The sequence below is a fragment of the Marinobacterium sp. YM272 genome, assembly GCF_050908845.1.
Classification (GTDB): Bacteria; Pseudomonadota; Gammaproteobacteria; order Pseudomonadales; family Balneatricaceae; genus Marinobacterium_D.
On record NZ_CP194171.1, the window covers coordinates 2,510,793 to 2,525,664 of the forward strand.

The 14,872-nt window shown below is 58.7% G+C and carries 14 protein-coding genes; 9 read left to right on the forward strand and 5 right to left on the reverse strand.

Going from position 1 to position 14,872, the window contains the following annotated elements; genetic code table 11:
• Nucleotides 1-5: 5 nt before the first annotated feature.
• The 4 genes from ACQUQP_RS11280 to ACQUQP_RS11295 all read left to right on the forward strand — a co-directional run bounded on the left by ACQUQP_RS11280 (nt 6) and on the right by ACQUQP_RS11295 (nt 3,431).
• Nucleotides 6-989, forward strand: coding sequence for an NUDIX domain-containing protein (locus ACQUQP_RS11280; RefSeq protein ID WP_432695130.1), 984 nt, complete (start codon nt 6-8; stop codon nt 987-989).
• Nucleotides 977-1,678, forward strand: a complete 702-nt coding sequence (locus ACQUQP_RS11285; RefSeq protein WP_432695131.1) for a histidine phosphatase family protein — start codon at nt 977-979, stop codon at nt 1,676-1,678. The genes ACQUQP_RS11280 and ACQUQP_RS11285 overlap by 13 nt, the downstream gene beginning before the upstream one ends.
• A 156-nt stretch (nt 1,679-1,834) precedes the next feature.
• On the forward strand, nt 1,835-3,160 hold the full coding sequence (locus ACQUQP_RS11290; protein ID WP_432695132.1) for a metallophosphoesterase family protein: 1,326 nt from the start codon (nt 1,835-1,837) through the stop codon (nt 3,158-3,160).
• A gap of 4 nt (nt 3,161-3,164) precedes the next feature.
• Nucleotides 3,165-3,431, forward strand: coding sequence for an amphi-Trp domain-containing protein (locus ACQUQP_RS11295; RefSeq protein ID WP_432695133.1), 267 nt, complete (start codon nt 3,165-3,167; stop codon nt 3,429-3,431).
• A 3-nt stretch (nt 3,432-3,434) separates the two neighbouring features.
• On the opposite strand, the gene ACQUQP_RS11300 is transcribed toward ACQUQP_RS11295, so the two are convergent.
• Nucleotides 3,435-4,325 (reverse strand): LysR family transcriptional regulator, encoded by an 891-nt coding sequence (locus ACQUQP_RS11300; RefSeq protein WP_432695134.1) that lies wholly within the window; start codon nt 4,323-4,325, stop codon nt 3,435-3,437.
• Between the two features lie 138 nt (nt 4,326-4,463).
• Here ACQUQP_RS11300 and ACQUQP_RS11305 point away from each other — a divergent pair, with 138 nt between their 5' ends.
• The 4 genes from ACQUQP_RS11305 (at nt 4,464) to ACQUQP_RS11320 (ending at nt 9,033) form a co-directional block, all read left to right on the forward strand.
• A complete protein-coding gene (locus tag ACQUQP_RS11305; RefSeq protein ID WP_432695135.1) occupies nt 4,464-5,360 on the forward strand; it encodes an MBL fold metallo-hydrolase in 897 nt (298 codons plus the stop codon).
• A gap of 40 nt (nt 5,361-5,400) precedes the next feature.
• Nucleotides 5,401-6,033, forward strand: a complete 633-nt coding sequence (locus tag ACQUQP_RS11310) for a DsbA family protein (RefSeq protein WP_432695136.1) — start codon at nt 5,401-5,403, stop codon at nt 6,031-6,033.
• A 368-nt stretch (nt 6,034-6,401) separates the two neighbouring features.
• Nucleotides 6,402-6,782: a (2Fe-2S)-binding protein gene (locus ACQUQP_RS11315; protein WP_432695137.1), complete on the forward strand. Its 381-nt coding sequence runs from the start codon at nt 6,402-6,404 to the stop codon at nt 6,780-6,782.
• Between the two features lie 34 nt (nt 6,783-6,816).
• Entirely contained in the window at nt 6,817-9,033 is a 2,217-nt protein-coding gene (locus ACQUQP_RS11320; RefSeq protein ID WP_432695138.1) for a molybdopterin cofactor-binding domain-containing protein, read from the forward strand.
• A 326-nt stretch (nt 9,034-9,359) separates the two neighbouring features.
• On the opposite strand, the gene ACQUQP_RS11325 is transcribed toward ACQUQP_RS11320, so the two are convergent.
• The 3 genes from ACQUQP_RS11325 to ACQUQP_RS11335 form a co-directional block, all read right to left on the reverse strand.
• Complete coding sequence (locus ACQUQP_RS11325; RefSeq protein ID WP_432695139.1) at nt 9,360-9,932, reverse strand: protocatechuate 3,4-dioxygenase; 573 nt, start codon at nt 9,930-9,932, stop codon at nt 9,360-9,362.
• Between the two features lie 143 nt (nt 9,933-10,075).
• Entirely contained in the window at nt 10,076-10,501 is a 426-nt protein-coding gene (locus ACQUQP_RS11330; protein WP_432695140.1) for a hypothetical protein, read from the reverse strand.
• A 71-nt stretch (nt 10,502-10,572) separates the two neighbouring features.
• Entirely contained in the window at nt 10,573-11,880 is a 1,308-nt protein-coding gene (locus ACQUQP_RS11335) for a multidrug effflux MFS transporter (RefSeq protein ID WP_432695141.1), read from the reverse strand.
• Nucleotides 11,881-12,155: 275 nt separating this feature from the next.
• On the opposite strand from ACQUQP_RS11335, the gene ACQUQP_RS11340 reads away from it, so the two are divergent.
• Nucleotides 12,156-12,449 carry a hypothetical protein gene (locus tag ACQUQP_RS11340; protein ID WP_432695142.1) on the forward strand — a complete coding sequence of 98 codons (294 nt, stop codon included), beginning with the start codon at nt 12,156-12,158 and terminating at the stop codon, nt 12,447-12,449.
• A gap of 6 nt (nt 12,450-12,455) precedes the next feature.
• Here the strand turns inward: ACQUQP_RS11340 and ACQUQP_RS11345 are convergent, their stop codons facing one another.
• Nucleotides 12,456-14,735: an ATP-dependent DNA helicase gene (locus ACQUQP_RS11345; protein WP_432695143.1), complete on the reverse strand. Its 2,280-nt coding sequence runs from the start codon at nt 14,733-14,735 to the stop codon at nt 12,456-12,458.
• Nucleotides 14,736-14,872 lie beyond the last annotated feature (137 nt).

The following is a 14,872-nucleotide window of genomic DNA, read 5'->3' on the forward strand; positions in this document are numbered from 1 at the left end:
CCATTATGTTCGAACTGATGCTGCTGCGGCATGCCCGGGCGAAAAAGGCTGCCGAGCTTCCCGACCGGGAACGGCCACTAAAAAACGGCGGTAAACGCTGCGCCCAGCGCCTGGGTGTGCGCCTTCAGGAGCAGGGCGCTCAACCGGAGCTGGTGCTTAGCTCACCAGCTAAACGGGCACTGGAAACCGCCGAGAAGTGCGTCAAGGCGATGGGCCTGCCGGCGTCGATGATCGAAGCCGATGAGCGTCTTTACTCGGGTAACGCCGACGCACTGATGGCGGCTGTGGTTGAGCGTAGCTGCCGCACCAACCGTCTGCTGGTAGTGGGCCATAACCCGTCCATGGAGCAACTGGTGAAACAGCTGCTGCCACAGAAAGCCTTGCCGGAGCAGAGTGACTTTCATCTGCGCAAGGGAATGCTGGTCCACTTGCGTCTACCGGAAACCGGCGCGCTGCCGCTCACCGGGGAGGGCGAGCTGCAGCATTGCATCGAGCCGGAGCAGTTACCCGAAACCTTTCCCTGGCCCGGTCCTGGTGGCGCCGAGCAGCGCGACCGCCCGGCTTACTACTACACCCAGTCCGGTGTGCTTCCCTATCGTTTCAGCACTGGCGGTCGCCTCGAGCTGCTATTGATCACCTCCAGCAGCGGACGCTCCTGGGGCATCCCCAAGGGCATCGTCGAGCCGGGCCTGACACCCCAGGAATCCGCCGCCAAAGAGGCACTGGAAGAGGCGGGCATCCAGGGGAAGGTGCACCCGGAACTGCTCGGTTGTTACCGCCAGGCCAAATGGGGCGCCGAGTGCGACGTCGATCTGTTCGCCATGCGGGTTGATACCGTCATTGATGACGCGGATTGGGATGAAGATCATCGCTGCCGGCGCTGGTGCAGTATCGATAATATCGACGGCGCCCAGCTGAAACCGGCGCTGAGGGCGGTAATCGACCTGCTGCCCGAACGGTTAAAGGAGTCCGGCCTATGGCCCGTTTGATCGCTGCTCTGATTCGTCATGGCGACTACCATCAACTTCCCGATACGCCCAGTGCACACCAGCCTTTTCCGCTGACCGATCGCGGCTTCGAGCAGGCCGATAAAGCAGCCGCTAACATGGCGCAGGTACTGGCCGAGCAGGGTTGGGTGCCTGATTATCGGGTGGATTCATCAAGGCTGCTGCGCGCCTGGCAGACGGCGGATCGATTCCGCGCTGCGCTGGCGCCGCTGTTTGTCCGTGAGCCTGAGCAGCAGGGCTACTCGGCGCTGGCGGAGCGGGGGGTTGGCAGTGCCGCAAATCTGACCATCGACCAGATTGAAGCGATTCTGGAACAGGATCCGCGGTTTGATGCGCCTCCATCGGACTGGAAATCCAACAGCCATTACCGCCTGCCGCTGCAGGGTGCCGAATCACTGATGGATGCCGGCGAGCGGGTGGCACGGCATATCGAGTTGCAGATGATTACCATGGAGCCCAGTGACACCGACCGGGTACGCCTGTTTGTCGGCCATGGTGCGGCATTTCGCCACGCGGCCTATAAACTCGGTGTGCTGGAGTTCGACCAGATAGCGGCGCTGAGCATGTACCACGCGGAGCCAGTCTACATAGAGATGCTGGAAGGCGGTCGATGGAAGCACGTGGCGGGCGATTGGAAGGTGCGCGGAAAACGCGATGCTTATGTCGACTGAAGCGTGTCGACTGAAGAGCGCACACTGACTGCTCTGGAGTGATTGTCAGGGTTTTAATATTTCGATCACATCTGCCGGTTAGGCTGGAAACTTTTATCGATCTGCGGCTAATGGGTTATGATGTTCGAGAAAAATATAATACCTGAAATCAAAAGCTTGAAGCGGTTTCCTGAAGTGCATGGTCAGATACCGAGCATCGCTGAGCCCTGGGCCCTGGACGATCGGCACTCCGCCAACAAAGCGATGATTCATAGCCGCAGCAGCGAATCCAACCGGCTTCTGGATGACCCCAGCCAGTGGTCCTGGCCCAAGCGACCGATCTGTTTTATTGCTGACCCCCACGCGGATTATCAGGCGTTCGTCGCCTCGCTTGTCGCCAGTGGTGGAGTGGTTAGCGTCGGTTCCGGCCCGCGCGATTTCAAACTCACCCGCGCCGGTCGCAAGATGCAGTTTATTATCGGCGGCGACTGTCTCGACAAGGGGCCGAGTAACCTGGAACTGCTTCGCTCTATCCGCCGGCTGTTCGAACTGGGCGCGCGGGTAAAGCTGCTGGCGGGCAACCATGATGTACGCCTGCTGATGGGTATTCGTGCCATGAGCCTCAAGCGCCACCCGACCACCGAGCATCTGTTTGTGCGTATGGGCGACAAGGTGATTCCGCTGCTCAAGGAGGTACAGGCATACAGCAAGGGCAAGGCGCTGAAAAAAGCGCCGGATGCGCAGGAGTGCAAACGCCGGCTGTTCCCGTCCGATGACTGGTTTGAGCGCTTCCCGGAAGCCGCTGCCGGTTACATGAACGAAGCGGCCATCGAACGTGAGCTGAAGCGGATGCGCCGCAAGGTGGATCAGTTTGAATCCGCCTGCGCCGATGCGGGACTCAGCATGCGTGATGTCTATGCCATCGCTCAGGAGTGTCGCAAGCTATTCCTCAAGCCCAAGGGGGAGTTCGCCTGGTTTTTCCGCGATATGCAGCTGACCTACCGCACCGGTTCCTTCCTGTTTCTGCACGCCGGCCTTGATGACAGTATTACCGAGGTGGTCGAGCGCAAAGGGGTCAGGAAACTCAATCGAGACTTCCGCAAGCAGGTGCAGCACGATCTGTTTCGCTTTTACTTCGGCCCGCTGGCGAATACCATGCGCACCAAATACCGTGCGGCGGACCGGCCGCTGACCGATGCAGGCGTTGAGCGTATCGGCTCCCTGGGTATCAATGCCGTGGTGCATGGCCATATCAACCACACCCACGGGCAGCGCCTCACGCTCAAGCAGGGGCTGTTGCATGTGGAGGGGGATATCACTCTTGATCGCAACTCACGCCGCAAAGAGGGGCTCAAAGGGGTGGGGGCCGGCATCACGATGATCCGCCCGGATGGCCATATCGTCGGGATCAGTAATGATTATCCGGCAGCCAAGGTGTTCAGTCCCGGTATGCATTCATTTGTTAACAGCGCTGCAATAAGCGGCTTATCACACAACGGGTAAAACCATGCTAGAGAACAAACAGCGTTTTCGTCATCAGTCTCTGCAGGATTGCCAGAGCATCCAGCAGATGCTGGATGCCATCGCGAAGGGGATTGCGAAAGGGGAGCTCTCCTTCAGTGATCAGGACGGTGAGATCCGCATGAACCCCCAGGGCCTGCTGGATCTGAAAGTCACGGCCAGCGAGGAGGATTCCCGCCATCGCCTGGAGATCCGCATCGCCTGGCAGGCTGATGAGCCGCTGCAGGCAAAAGAGCCGCTGAAGGTCGGCTGAGGCCTACCAGGGGTTATTCCGAAACCAGCTTTCCAGGTAGTCGATCAGCGCGCGAACGGCGGGAAGCTGATGCTTGCGCGAGGCATAGAGGATATAGATTTTCAAATCTTCCGGGCGCCACTGCGGCAACACCGGGACCAGTTCACCGCTCGCCAGATACCCGGCTACGAGGTAGGTGGGTTGCATAGCGATGCCCATCCCTTCGAGGGCGGCCTTCATCACCGCCGTGACCTCGTTAGCGCTGAGGCGACAGCGGATATCGATATCGACCGTCTCATCCTGGCTGTTTCTCAGATGCCAGACATGACGACCAAAATTCTTGTAGCCGAGGCAGTCATGTTCGGACAGTGCCTGAGGGTTTGGCGGCACTCCCCGCTGTTCAAGATAATCTGGAGACGCGACCAGTACCGACTCGCAGGTGGCCACGGGCTTGCCGATCAGCGCAGGGTCGGGGTTGGACGCGAACCTCAGCGTAAGATCGATGCGCTGGGCGGTTAAGTCGGTCACCGTGTCCTGCAATTCAATATCAATTGTCACCCTGGGGTACTGGCTCATAAACCCTTTTAAGGCCGGCACCAGTTGCGAGAACCCAAAGGACATACTGGTCGCCAGTCGCAGATGACCGCTAGGCTCCTGCTGAGCGGTACCCAGCTGCGGGAGCGCGTCCGCCTGTTCCAGCCAGGCTTCCACCTCAGGCAAGCACTGCTCGCCGGCGCTGGTCAGGGAGATTTTTCGCGTAGTGCGGTGGAACAGCCGCGCCTGCAACCAGCTCTCCATCGCTTCCAGGTGGCGGCTCACCATGGGACGGGACATCTCCAGCCGGTCCGCGGTGCGGGTAAAACTGCCGGAATAGGCCAGATCCACAAACACCTTTGCTGCTGTAACCCTGTCCATTTCTGTTCACTCCGACCATTTGCTCGTAATACGAAATAATGATGAACGTTATTAGGTGTTTTTAATAGTCCAATTAAGCGCCAGAATCACTCCCATAGTTGATCAAAAGATCACCATTCCAGACTAGGGGAGTTCACTATGAAACTTACATTTACCCGTAACCCGCTGATAAACGCTGCTGCAACCCTGATGATGACCGGAACCCTGATGGCCTCAGCAACGGCCGTTGCCGCGGAACGCCTGGATCTGGATGTCTACAATGCAGGTCCCAACAGCTTTCATGTGAATGCCACACTGGTAACCGGCGAGACGGAAGCGCTGCTGATCGATACCGGATTCACCAAAGCCGATGCGCTGCGCATAGCGGCCAAGGTGCTGGATTCCGGTAAGCCGCTGAAGACCATTTTTATCAGTCAGGCAGACCCGGATTTCTACTTCGGTGCCGAGGTGCTGAAACAGCAGTTCCCGGATGCCCGGGTGATTACGACCCCGGCTGTACGCGAAGTGATCGAGAAAAAGATGCAGGGCAAGATCGGCTTCTGGGGCCCGAAACTGGGTGCCAACGCGCCGGTATCGCCGGTGTTGCCAGAGATTTATGAGGGTGACAGCCTGACCCTCGATGGTCATGTGATTGAGATTCGCGGCACCGAGGGTCCCCTGGCTCATCGACCTTACCTGTGGATTCCCGATAACCAGACGATCCTTGGCGATATCGCTGTTTTCTCCAATCTGCACCTTTGGACCGCAGATACTCAGACCGATGCGGAACTGGATGCCTGGACCGAGCAGCTCGAAACCATGCTGGCACTCAACCCGGAAACAGTGATCCCGGGCCACATGGCTGCTGGTTCTGATCTGACCTCGAGCAGCATTGAGTATTCCCAGGAGTATCTCGCCAATTTCCGCCGTGCCGTTGAAGCAAGCGATACCAGTGAGCAGGTGAAAGCGGCCATGACAGGGCATTACCCGGATGCCGGGCTTGGTATCGCACTGGATATCGGTGCTAAGGTCCACACCGGTGAAATGCAGTGGTAACCGAATAAGAGCTAATGGCGGTAAACACAGGAGAACCTAAATGCTGACAGTGCACTACATCTTCGATCCCATGTGCGGTTGGTGCTACGGCGCGACCGAACTGATGGCCGAGCTGCAGCAGAGAGCCCGGCAGGGAGAACTCGCATTGATGCTGCACCCAGGTGGCATGATGCCGCGACGCGCGATCGATCCGGGCTTTCGCCAGCATATCCTGCAGGCGGACCAGCGCATCGCTGAGCTGACCGGCGCGGAGTTTGGCGAGCCCTACCAGGAACGTGTCGCCAGCAACGGCCCGCTGGTTCTCGATTCGATGATCACCGCACAGGCGATTATTGCTGGCCAATCCTTAGGGATAGATGGGGTGGATCTGCTCAAGACGATCCAGCAGGCGCATTATCAGTACGGCATGGATGTAGCGGATGAAGCCACTCTGAGAAACCTGGCGGTAGATCTGGGCGCTGACGGGGCGCAATGGAACGATGCGATGGACGCTGCGGAGCTGCAGCTCGACAGCTCACTGCAGCAGACTCGGGAGTTGATGGGACGCTTTGGTGTGCAGGGATTCCCGGCGCTGCTGGTTGAGAGTGATGCCGGTTGGCAAAGCCTGGCCCACCAGTCCTACTACGGAAATCCGGCGGGCTGGTCCCGGGTGCTGGATCAACTAATCGACTAGGTTCGATCGCGCTCTCAAGCGCCCTCGCTTTATCAATGCGCTCAACCTGATATTTCCCCGAATATGTTGACGCTTTTTCGCCTTTCCGGCCTCACACACGGCTGGAAGGGCTTTTTTGTGTCGGCATCTGCAGGTTTGATCGTTGGGCTGGTTTAACAGCTTTCCGACGCTCTCTCGTTCGATTCACGAACACCATCTAGGGATTAAACCGGTGATTTATGAATTAGAGAGATAGTCTTAATGAACCCCGACCCCTTAATACCTGCTAACCCAATCTTTTATAGTTTTCAGCTCAGCGTAACGCGGCCGTTTTCATAATGTATGGAATCGCCTCTGCCACTGGAAGTGGTGGATTCCAGGGGGCGGCGTTGATCTGGCTAAACCTGCCCGGCACCAAGTTCGGTTGCGGCATGGCGATGTGCGGTGCCTGCACCGTGCATATGGATGGCAGCCCGGTCCGCTCCTGTTCCACTCCGATCCAGATAGCCGAGGGCAAAAAAATTACGACCATCGAAGGTGTCGAGTCGCCTGCCGCCAGGGCGGTAAAGGAAGCCTGGACCGAGATTCAGGTGCCACAGTGTGGTTACTGCCAGTCCGGCCAGGTGATGTCGGCGGTGGCGCTGCTGGAGGGTAACACCAACCCCAGCGATGACGAGATCGATGCCGCCATGTCCGGCAACATCTGTCGCTGTGCGACCTACGCCCGCATCCGTAAAGCGATCAAGAGTGCCGCAGAGCAGCTTGGTTAATCCCTGACCCAACAGATTACAAGGAGGCTGTCTCATGCGTTTCATGTCCGAGTTCATCTCTGCAAACTCGCCAGAACAGCAGCCCAGGGGCGGCACCAGCCGCCGCGGATTTTTAAAGCTGATGGGTGGGGCCGGCGCCGGTCTGACTCTGGCGATCAACACACCGTTCTCACTGGCCAACGCCAGCGAATCTGCCGCCTCGCTCGACGCTGATGACGATTTTGCTCCCAACGCCTTTGTGAGGATTGCACCGGATAACACCGTATCGGTGGTGATCAAGCATATCGAGGCGGGCCAGGGCACCTTTACCGGTCTGTCCACCATCGTGGCGGATGAGCTGGATGCGGCCTGGAGCCAGGTGGTACCGGTACCGGCGCCGGCCGACGCGAGCCGCTACAACAACCTGGCGTTCGGCCCGATGCAGGGTACCGGCGGCAGTACCGCGATTGCCAACTCCTGGGAGCAGCTGCGTATCGCCGGCGCGACGGCGAAGGCGATGCTGGTCGCCGCTGCGGCCCAGGCCTGGAATGTGCCGGCTTCAGAGATCCTTGTTTCCCAGGGCGTACTGAGCCACCCCTCGGGGCGTGAAGCGACCTTCGGTGAAATGGCCGACCGGGCCGCCCAGCTGCCCGTCCCCGAGCCCAAGAGCATCACCCTGAAAACCCCGGATCAGTTCGTTCATATCGGCAAGTCGGTGACGCGCAAGGATGTCGGGAAGAACGACGGCACCGCGATCTTCACCCAGGATTTCAAGCTGGATGGTATGCTGACCGCGCTAGTGCTGCATCCGCCGCGTTTTGGCGCCAAGCTGGTGAGTTTTGATGACAGCGAAACCCGAGCTTCAAACGGCGTCGTCGATGTGGTGGAGATTCCCAGCGGCATTGCCGTGCTGGCGAAGGATTACGGGAGCGCCCATGTGGGCCGCGGCAAGCTAAAGGCGGAATGGGACGAGTCCGGTGCCATCAACCAGAGCAGCGACGAAATGATGGCCGAATACCGCGAGCTGTCGCTGAAAGAGGGCCTGCCGGCCCGTAACGACGGTGATGCAGCCGCTGCAATTAGCGATGCGGCCAGCGTTGTTGAAGCGACCTACGAGTTCCCGTATCTGTCCCATGCGCCGATGGAACCGATGAACTGTGTCGCGCTGGTTAAACCGGATGGCTGCGAAGTCTGGAACGGCGAACAGTTCCAGACCGTGGACCAGAACAACATCGCGGCGGTGCTCGGAATCACGCCGGAGCAGGTGAAGATCAACATGCTTTACGCCGGCGGCAGCTTCGGCCGCCGTGCCAATCCGCACTCCGATTACCTGGTTGAAACCGTCCATATCGCCAAGGCCAAACCGGGCGTACCGGTGAAACTGGTCTGGAGTCGTGAGGATGACACCCACGCCGGTTACTATCGTCCGGCCTATGTGCATCGTCTACGCGCCGGGCTCGATGCAGAAGGCAATATCACCGGCTGGCAGCAGCATATTGTCGGTCAGTCGATCGCTCAGGGGACGCTGTTTGAAGGTGGCATGGTCAAGGAGGGTATCGACCACACCTCGGTCGAGGGTGCGTCAAATCTCCCGTACGCCATTCCGAACCTGAAGGTGGCACTGACCACAACCCAAAAGCAGGTGCCGGTGCTCTGGTGGCGTTCCGTGGGCAGCACCCATACTGCCTATGCCGCAGAAGCCTTTATGGATAAACTGGCCACCCAGGCGGGTAAGGATCCGGTGGAGCTGCGCATGCAGCTGCTGAAAGATCATCCGCGCTGGCAGGGCGTGCTTAAACTGGCTGCCGAAAAAGCGGGCTGGGGCAGCGAGGTGCCGGCAGGTCGCGGTCGGGGTGTAGCCGTGCATAAATCCTTCGGCACCTACGTGGCGCAGGTGGCCGAGGTCTCACTGACCGGTTCCGGCCAGCTCAAGGTGGAAAAGGTGGTCTGCGCCGTGGACTGCGGCGTGCCGATCAACCCGGATATTATCCGTGCCCAGATGGAAGGCGGTATCGGCTTTGGTCTTTCAGCGGCGCTGATGTCCGCCATCACCCTGGATAAAGGCAAGGTGGTGGAGTCCAACTTCCACAACTACCAGGTGCTGCGCATCAACCAGATGCCGGAGATCGAGGTGCATATCGTGCCGTCCACCGAACCGCCCACCGGCGTTGGTGAGCCAGGTGTGCCGCCGATCGCGCCGGCTGTCGCCAATGCCCTCGCGGCACTGACCGGTAAGCGCTACCACCAGTTGCCGATCAAGCTGGATGCCTGATCTGATCAGCTAAACGGCTAGGCGTAAAACGGCGGAATCCCTCAAGGAACCGCCGTTTTTTTATCCCCGCCCCTAGGAACGACGCACTAGTCGAGATAACCGCCCAAGTTCTGGTTCACAGCCGTGGCGGATTTAACCGGCGCGAGGGAGCGCGTAAGCAGGGAAAGGTTGGCAGGGAGGCAGAAGGAATCCGCCGTCCCTTGATATGTTTTACTGCGAGAGAGCGGTTCTACCTCAGTGTATACAGTCAACTGATAAACGGGGGGGGAAGTGTCTGGGTTAGCGTTCGAAAAGCGCCGTTGGGCGCCTTTTTATCAGTGGACACCTCACGCAATCACAAAGGTAAATTCTCCGCTTAACTGCCCGTTGCTTCGGACCGGTTTGAACTGTAACTGGTCGCGCTCTTTGCCGCCCCACCATTCATTGCCGGTCTGACCTTGCAGATAAAGTTGTGTGGTTAACAGTTCATGCCCGTCACGCCAGAGTTTGACATGGATATGAGGTGGGCGGGAGCTATAAGGTACCGGGTATAAGGTTTGGAATTGATAACGGCCGTCATCTTGTGTCACCGTTGCGCCAAAACCAGCAAAGCTGGCGTCAAAGTTCTCGTGGTTGGATTGACGAGGATGGTCATAAATACCCTGGCCGTCGCACTGCCAGATTTCAACTTTAATATCGGGAATCGGATTGCCGTTGGTGTCAATGACCTGACCATAGAGCAGAATTGGCTCGCCTGTCAGTCCGTTCGCCTGCGTTATTAAGTTCTCACGCAGTGGAATAGGCACGACAGGATAAAAAGGCCCTTCGGTTTGTTTGGGGGTGGGTGTTCGCCTGCTGGCTGCTTTCAGCGCCGGCGTGAACAGCAGCATCCACAAAGCTAAAAAATTTCGCCTTTCCATGATGTCACCTGTTATTTGCATTGCTTAAATTGTGGTGAACTCTGGACGATTTTCCTGCAGGGAGATGGCTCAGCCCAGTGGTTGAGGGGTTGCCAGCGTTGATATAACTGACGTCCTGATCGAACCTGACAGGGCGTTCTGGCTCAGTCTTTCTGCCAAAACGGAAACATCATCGCCGTCCAGGGCAGCATGAACGACTGCATCATCGTCTGCATCTGCTGTTGGGACTGTAGTTGAAAATATTGTTGGAAGTATTGCTGAAACTGTTGTTGGAGCTGCAGCTGAATACGCTCGGCAGCTTCCAGACAGAGTTCGGCGGGTATGCAGGCTTCAACCTGTTCGCTGGCGTGAAGTCCGTCCTCAAAGCGCCCGTGTTCCCCGCGTACTCTGATCTGGTCATCTTCGAGGCTAAGTTCTATTTTCAGGTATTCCAGCCTCAGCCAGGGCAGCATCGCCGCCCAGGGCTGCAGAGGATTGAATCCAATTGGCCGCTGCAGCTCACGGCTTGCTGTGCTGCGCTTGCCGGGCAGCCATTCGCCTGTCTTTACATCCCGTTTCTGCTCAGTCATTTCTGCCTCCATATCGGTGGTTGCCAGATTAAAGATAGGCCGGAAACCAGCAAAATGTATGACAGCGAAAATTAACAAGCTTCACGGGCTGCCTGTCTGCGCCCACTGCTGACCAGCAGGCTGTAGCACAGAAGGGAACCGGCACCGGACAGGGCGATGATCATGCCCATGGCGCTGGGCGTGCCATCGGCAAAAACACCGACGAGAGCGCTTCCGGCGATGCCACCACCGTATTGCAGGGAGCCCACCAGCGCCGAGACTGCGCCTGCCTCCTGGGGAACATCGGCCAGCGCCCCGGCGATGGAGTTGCCAACAATAAAGCCGGTACAGGAAACGAACAGAAACACCGGCACCGCCAGCCCCCACAGGCCGCCCCAGTCGGTCAGTGACGCCAGGCTCACCAGCAGGCCGGAAATCATAGCGCCGAGGGTGCCGAAACCGAGCAGACGGTCCACGGAGCTTTTCATCACCAGCCGGCTGTTGAGCAGGTTTGAGCCCATGATGCCGATAATCCCTGCACCGAACAGCAGGCCGTAATACTCAGAGGGTACGCCGTAGTAATCGATATACGCGAAGGGTGTGCCGGATACATGGGCAAACATGCCGGCATAAAAGAACGAGCCTAAGCCTAAGTAAGCAAGAATAGGTGGCTGAACGACGATCTGGCCGTAGCGTTGCAGCGTGCGGCCAAAGCTTTCGCTCCGGCGTGCCGAATCCGGCAGGGTTTCCGGGATGGTGGTCAGCGCAGCCAGGGTGAGTATGGCCACGGCCACCAGTACCCAGAAGATACCGCGCCAGCTGCTCATCGCCGCCACCTGGGCGCCGATGATCGGTCCCAGCAACGGGGCGGCGGTCATCACTGCCAGCAGAGTCGACATCATCTGCGCCGCCTTGGGACCTTCGTACAAATCGCGCACCATGGCGCGACCCAGCACAACACCGGCCGAGGCGCCGAGCGCCTGGACCACGCGCCAGAAGATGATTTCGTAAATGCTGTCCGACATGGCACAGCCCGAGGCGCCGATAACAAACAGCCCGAGGCCCAGAGCGATCGGCAGACGACGCCCGTAGCGGTCGCTGATCGGCCCCCAGAACAGCTGGCCGACACAGAAGCCGATCAGGTAGCTGGTAATGGTGAATTCGATGGAGCCGTGCCCGGCACCGAATGCGTCCTCCATGGCCGGCATGGCGGGAAGATAGAAATCGGTGGAGATAGAGGCGAAACCCATCAGCGCACTGAGGACACCCAGGATATGCCAGCTCACGGCTTTGTTGCGGTCGGGTTGAGCATTGGCGTTGGCGTTGGCGTTGGTGGTGGCGTTAGCGGTTGTAACTGAGTCGTTTGGGGGGACGGTCAGCGAATTGCTGGTATCTGGCATCTTGACGGTTACCTGAGCGATAGCTTGCAAAAACTCTGCGAAAGCGTGTCTTGAGACAGGTTGGGTGCCTGACTGCAGAGGTTGAAAACGATTAGAGAAACTGCCGATGGAAGGGGAGCTCGCGTGACGAGGTGTCCGGCAGTTTCCAGTAATTAACAGTCTATTGAGTTATCGGGTAGATTAGAAATGTGGTTTTTAGCTTGAATTTATGTTCTGAATTCATAAGTCGAGCACAAAACCTGGTGAACGCAAGCGAGACAACGGTATCAACAGATATGCGAAAGAACCCCGAGATTAGCCACTGCGAACTCTGTGAAAGAGAGGCTCCGCTGACCTTTCACCATCTGATTCCCCGCAAGTTGCACCGTCGGCCGCGCTTCAAAAAGGGCTATAGCCAGGAGCAGTTACAGCAGGGCGTCTGGCTCTGTTACCCCTGTCACCGGGCGATCCATAAATTCCATGACGAGATGGCGCTGGGGCTGCACCTGAATACCCGGGACCTGCTGCTTGCCGATCCCGAGGTCAGCCGTCACGTCACCTGGGTAAAGAAGCAGAAAATCCGCCAGTAAGGCGTTTCAGCTGTTTTCGTTCCACCAGTCCGGCAGCAGAGCTCGGATCTCCGGCCGGCGGAAGCGGTCATCGATCAGGTGGATAACACCTTGGTCTTGGGGTGTGCGAATCAGCCGGCCGGCGGCCTGAATCACCTTGCGAATCCCCGGGTATAGATAGGTGTAGGCATACCCCTGGCCAAAGCGGCGCTGCATCTGCTTTGCCAGCTGCTCCTGAAAGTCGTTGTTGGGCGGCAGCCCAAGAGTAGCGATAAACACGCCCACCAGGGCATCGCCGGGCAGGTCGATCCCTTCGGAAAAAACGCCGCCGAGCACGGCAAAACCGACCAGTCCGCGCTCAACCCTAAAGCGTTCTATAAAGGCCAGCCGCTCCAGCTCGCTCATCCCCGCGTGTTGTATAGCCACTGGAGTATCGGGGTTCTGCTCCATGAAGCTTGCGCTGATCTGCTCCAGGTAGGCAAAGCTGCTCAGGTACACCAGGTAGTTACCCGGTTGTGCACGGTACTGATCCCTGATGTCCCCGACGATAGGCAAAACGGAGGCGGCCCTATCGCGAAAACGGGTACTGATATCCAGAGTGCGCAGTGTCAGCTGTGAAGATGAAAACGGGCTGGGTACCGATTGCCAGAGGCTGTTTTCCGGCAGGCCGAGAAGGTCCTGGTAGTAGCGTCCCGGATTGAGCGTGGCGGAGAACAGCACCGATGCGCGCGCCGACCTGAAGCGCTGTTTCAGGAAATCCGCCGGAATAAGGTTCTCCAGCGACAGTGTTGCTTTGGGGCTGCGGCGTTTGCTCTGGTTGCTGACCTCCAGTGAGCAGAGCGAATGATCAGCAAACTGCTCCGCCAGTTTCATAAAAGCGATGGTGTCGAAGAGAATGCGCTGCAACTCAGGCTCCACCGGATTGTCGGTCATGTACTCCGTCAGATCGCCAACCAGCCGCAGCAGACTTCCGTTCAGCTCGGTGGGAACCTCGGCAAGCTGAAGCCGGCGGGATTCCTGTCCCAGACTGTCGATATCCAGATGTGTATCGATCAGCTTTCGCCAGGCGCGCTGAACGCCACGGAAGGTTTTCTTCAGGCTGGCGGGCGCATTGCGGGCCGCCTCACTGAAGCTCCACTGGCTAAGCTCCGCCGAGTACATGGAGCGGGCGCGGTCGATCAGGTTGTGCGCTTCATCGATCAGCGGCACCACCTGCCACTCGTTCTGTCGCGTCAGGCCATGCAGCAGCGCCTGCTGGTCGAAAAAGTGGTTCACATCGCCCACCACCACGTCAGACCAGCGCGCCATCTCCTGCGCCAGGTAGTAGGGGCAGATCTGATGTACGCTGGCGATCGTCTGCAGACTCTCGCGATCGAGCCAGCGCTGATCCACCGCGGCCTGTCGCGCCTGGGGCAGGCGGTCGAAAAAGCCATCCGCCAGCGGGCAGCACTCGGCATGACAGGCTTTGTCCGGATGCTCGCACGCCTTGTCCCGGGCGGTCAGCTCCAGAATGCGCAGTGGCAATGGCGCATCCGTCGCTGCATTGAGTTGTTTCAGACCATCGAGAATCAGTTGCCGGCCGGTAGTGCGAGCGGTGAGCAGAAACAGCCGGTCGATCTGCCGCCTGGGCATGGCGGCCAGTGCGGGAAACACCACACCGAGCGTTTTCCCGATCCCTGTGGGGGCTTCCATCAGCAGGGTGCGGGCTGTGCAGATCCCCTTGTAGACCGTTTCGCTGAGCTGGCGCTGGTTGGGCCTGAAGTCAGGGTAGGGGAAGCCAAGCTGCAACAGCCGGTTATCACGGGATTCCCGGTGCTGTTGCTCCTGCCGGTGCCACTCCAGGTAGCGCTGACACAGCTCGACAAGGAACAGGCTTAACGCCTGGGCACTCCAGAGCTCCTCAAGCGGACTTTCCTGATCGCGCGACAGATCGAAGTAAACCAGGCGCAGGCGCACCTGGGTCAACTGGTCACGCTGGCAAAGCAGGGCTCCATAGACCTTCAGCTGCGCCCAATGCAGTTGCTGCTGGCCGGCACCGACGCGGGACAGGTCGCCGCGGTGGGTTTTGATCTCTTCAAGTAGCGGCTCGGGTTTCGTCGCCAAGTAGCCATCGGCCCGGCCCCGCAGGCTGATGCCCTCGCAAATGCCCTCAAGCAGGTATTCCGGCTCATACTCTGCGCCGCGTCTCGACTGGAGTGTTTTGTGACCACGAATGCCCTCATCGGCGCTTGGCGAGGGGGTATAGCGATGTTCCAGGCCCCCGGATCGGGCGGCAAACTCACACAGAGACCGAACGGCCACCTTCATACCGGAAAATCCTTGCGACGCACTGAACAGAGAAACGCAAAGCTTAGGGGGAACGGGTGTATTGATCCAGCGCTGCCTGCACTGATGGAAAGGATGTTAAAGCTGCCGAAACCAGGAAAGAAAAGTGCAGCCGGGCG

Bases quoted from the DNA above. Each gene is read 5' to 3' on its own strand.
- ACQUQP_RS11280 (WP_432695130.1), top strand. From the start codon at position 6: ATGTTCGAACTGATGCTGCTGCGGCATGCCCGGGCGAAAAAGGCTGCC.
- ACQUQP_RS11285 (WP_432695131.1), top strand. From the start codon at position 977: ATGGCCCGTTTGATCGCTGCTCTGATTCGTCATGGCGACTACCATCAA.
- ACQUQP_RS11295 (WP_432695133.1), top strand. From the start codon at position 3,165: ATGCTAGAGAACAAACAGCGTTTTCGTCATCAGTCTCTGCAGGATTGC.
- ACQUQP_RS11300 (WP_432695134.1), bottom strand. From the start codon at position 4,325: ATGGACAGGGTTACAGCAGCAAAGGTGTTTGTGGATCTGGCCTATTCC.
- ACQUQP_RS11305 (WP_432695135.1), top strand. From the start codon at position 4,464: ATGAAACTTACATTTACCCGTAACCCGCTGATAAACGCTGCTGCAACC.
- ACQUQP_RS11310 (WP_432695136.1), top strand. From the start codon at position 5,401: ATGCTGACAGTGCACTACATCTTCGATCCCATGTGCGGTTGGTGCTAC.
- ACQUQP_RS11320 (WP_432695138.1), top strand. From the start codon at position 6,817: ATGCGTTTCATGTCCGAGTTCATCTCTGCAAACTCGCCAGAACAGCAG.
- ACQUQP_RS11325 (WP_432695139.1), bottom strand. From the start codon at position 9,932: ATGGAAAGGCGAAATTTTTTAGCTTTGTGGATGCTGCTGTTCACGCCG.
- ACQUQP_RS11330 (WP_432695140.1), bottom strand. From the start codon at position 10,501: ATGACTGAGCAGAAACGGGATGTAAAGACAGGCGAATGGCTGCCCGGC.
- ACQUQP_RS11335 (WP_432695141.1), bottom strand. From the start codon at position 11,880: ATGCCAGATACCAGCAATTCGCTGACCGTCCCCCCAAACGACTCAGTT.
- ACQUQP_RS11340 (WP_432695142.1), top strand. From the start codon at position 12,156: ATGCGAAAGAACCCCGAGATTAGCCACTGCGAACTCTGTGAAAGAGAG.
- ACQUQP_RS11345 (WP_432695143.1), bottom strand. From the start codon at position 14,735: ATGAAGGTGGCCGTTCGGTCTCTGTGTGAGTTTGCCGCCCGATCCGGG.